Here is a 3,257-nt window from a genome sequence, read left to right on the forward strand (position 1 = left end):
AGTGTTATTATAAAGGCTACCACTAATATAGGGTTTATCTATGTCATTATCTAAAAAGCTAATAAGCACTTCATCACCTACTCTAGGGGTATGATAAAATCCAGAATATGGGGAATAGCGATAGATAGAAAACATAATGGGAAATTACTATTATACTTTAATTTAAATCGTTTTGGTTTGTTAGGAAATTTTCAAGCATTTTGTGAAACTCTTGATAATAATATATAAGCCCAAAACAACTATTTACTTCATTTGAGAGCGTCTTTTCATCAATATATTTTCGTATTTTATCTACCAAACTTTTATCGCCAAAATCCTCAACCATATTTTCTATATGATAAGGATTTTTGCGTATTTCCTTTCCTTTGCAAACTTGGTATATTTTTCCTTTTGCAAAATCATAGCCCAAACAATATGCCAAAGCATATCTTTTGTAGTATTTTATGGGGTCTTTTTTAAAATGTGAGCGACTCATAGCTTCAGATTCACTCTCTGCCTTTAATGGCGGACAATATGACTCGATAGTATTTACACTAAATAATAACAAAAATATTATTGCTAAACATTTCTTTGTATTCATTGCTCAAACCTCCAATAATAGACTTTTTTACTTTGTCATTACCGATTAGACGATTTGTATCACCTAAAAACTTTCATAAATATTGGATATGATTTACTTTTTCAATTATACAAGATAAATATTAAAGCACTTCAATTCATCGTCATTTGCGCCATAATTTAGGGCAAACCAATCCAATATGCCTTTTTCATTATTTTCTCTTTTTATAAAATCCGCCAATATTTTATCTCTCACTTTTTTCCCAGAGTTTAATAACGCCTTGCCTACTTGATTCCAATCCCTAAATATAAGCAAAATATTTTGATACATTGCACCTGAATCCATATACACGCCCCAATCTAATCCCGACATCCAATCCCTAAAAGCCATAGGATTATTGATGCAATCCTTTGTGTAAAAAGAAAACGCATTTTGCATAATATCCATATAATCGACATTATAATCTTTTATGTCTTTGCCATTGATTTTTATGCGTAGCGTGTATGGATTTTCTGTCAAATTATTAGGTATTTCCATTTCATTGCGTATCGCATAAATCCCGTATCGCATACCATATTTGCCTATGTAATTTTTACCTATAATGTAGCCTTTTGTCATTTTGTTTGCTCCTTTATTTTAATATAATTTGCGCAAATGTAACATAATGGTCGTTTGTATAATAGATATAGTCTAGCAATAAGTTGCCTCTATCATCATATCCTGTTACAATTCTTTCTTTGTCTCTACTTTGTCGTCGTCCTACCACATTAACATCGTGTTCTTTATATCTTATTAAATTTCCTTGTTTATCGTGAGTTGGAAGTTGCATAAAATCATTATGCCAATCTTTGCCAGATTCAAATTTATGTGTTTTTCTGTTTCTAATATCCCACCTATTTTTTACTCTTTCTCTATATCTATCTTTGACATTTTGTGGAAGTGTCTGAAGTGGTTTTTGTGTATATTTTTCTCTCATTGTTTTATTTTTTGAGCGAATAATAACCCGTTCCAATGAGAACTCTAATCGCTTTAATAAGTTTTTATTGTTCTTAATGGTTGAAGCCCTTTTTGTTAATCTTGTGCCTATGTAATGTATCCCTTTAGCTACATATCTTCCTGAAGTAGTAGCAGCTTTTATTCCCCAACCATATACAGGAATCAATAATGTTGCGCCATCTATCCAAACCCAAATATTTTCATTTTCATACCAAGGCAAATCATCTTTATTGTTGCCATCAACAACATACATTTCAATAGTATAATCAGTAGTTTTTACCTCCACATCCACACTTACATCGCTCTTTGCTCCCTCTATATAAGCAAAGAATCTCACTTGTTTATCGCGCCATTCTTGTTTGAATCGTATATGTATTTCCTCCCCTAAAATATAATTGCTAGATTTTATATAGCTGTTTGTGCTGTATGGATTTGGTTTATTAGATTCTATATCATCGCTTTTGTAGATTCTACGAAATTCTGTAAGATTCACAATAGGAATACTAGAATCTTTAGTTAGTTCTTTTAGTTTAGAATCTATGTCTATATGTTTATCAAATACAATATAGCCCCATTTTGTTTCCTTTTTTTGTTGTTGGTATAAATGCTTTCTTATATCGGTGTGTTTATCTTTGTTGGGGATAGAATCTTGATTATAATATGCTTTTAAGGCAATATTTATTGACTTACTGTTAGGACTTATCTCACCATAAATGTTATTTTGTTGATTGTATATATGTTTGTCATTTGAATTAGATTCTATATAGTTGGCATATACGCTACTTACCAATAATTTATCTTGGTATGGAAATTCTAGAGTGTGAAATCTACCTTTGCATACTTCCCTAATGCAAGGTGCATTTGTCTTGGGTGTAGATTTATAGTGTGGGTGGTCTATTTGGACTTTAAAGGCGTGAGTATTTTTAAGGGATTGTATATCATCTAATATAACTTCTCCATTTGCGCTTTCTTGGTTGTATAAAATTTTATTAGTTTTTCTCTCTAATATCTTAATATTAGCATTTTGTATGGGTTTATGATAAATATCTCGTATTTGTATTTTTATGGGTTGGGTGTTAATATTTGACATTATAAAACCTTATTAGATTTTGTATATTAGTATTTGGAATATATTGTAAATATGGGTTATTTGATAAAAGCAATACATTATCTTATAACCTGTTATTGCATTCATTAGTTTTTTCTTTGAATAAATATTTTGAATAATTTTTTGCTTGTTTATTCACTTTTAATCTCTCCACCCTTGACAATAAGTCCGCTCGAATCTAGCACCATTTCTATGCCACTTACCTTAAATGTGATTTTATCGTTTGTGGCAGTTATGGTAGTATCACCTATTTGAAACACTGCTTCATTATTTGCATTAAGAATGTAGTTAGAATCTGCTAATATTGTTAGATTATCAGCAACCATTGCAACGGCATTTTTAGATTCTAAACTTAAAGATTGTGGCGATGATAGGCAAATATTATCGTTAGAGCGAATGGCAATTTCGCCTTGTGTTTGAATATTTAGCTTTTGGGCAATTTCTATATCGTTATCTCCCCCTACTCTCTCCACCCTATTCCCCATTATCTCACTAGATTTATCCCCCTCTATCTTAGATTCCACATTCCCCCTTATTATTACCTCCTTATCCCCTCCCACATACTCACTACTATTATGCTCTACTTTTAGTTTG

Annotated in this window: 4 protein-coding genes and 1 pseudogene; all 5 read right to left on the reverse strand. The window is 31.1% G+C overall.

Annotation, left to right across the window (positions count from 1 at the left end; genetic code table 11):
* Positions 1 to 135: phage baseplate assembly protein V (locus ACWIX0_RS13140; protein WP_454174440.1), on the reverse strand; the 135-nt coding region annotated here is incomplete at its 3' end.
* Between the two features lie 22 nt (positions 136 to 157).
* Positions 158 to 580 carry a hypothetical protein gene (locus tag ACWIX0_RS13145; RefSeq protein WP_454174437.1) on the reverse strand — a complete coding sequence of 141 codons (423 nt, stop codon included), beginning with the start codon at positions 578 to 580 and terminating at the stop codon, positions 158 to 160.
* Between the two features lie 105 nt (positions 581 to 685).
* A complete protein-coding gene (locus tag ACWIX0_RS13150) occupies positions 686 to 1,177 on the reverse strand; it encodes a hypothetical protein (protein ID WP_454174438.1) in 492 nt (163 codons plus the stop codon).
* Between the two features lie 13 nt (positions 1,178 to 1,190).
* Complete coding sequence (locus tag ACWIX0_RS13155) at positions 1,191 to 2,645, reverse strand: ribonuclease domain-containing protein (RefSeq protein ID WP_454174439.1); 1,455 nt, start codon at positions 2,643 to 2,645, stop codon at positions 1,191 to 1,193.
* A 149-nt stretch (positions 2,646 to 2,794) separates the two neighbouring features.
* A pseudogene (locus tag ACWIX0_RS13160) lies at positions 2,795 to 3,257 on the reverse strand (type VI secretion system Vgr family protein); the annotation flags it as partial.

This window comes from Helicobacter sp. T3_23-1059 (genome assembly GCF_053654515.1).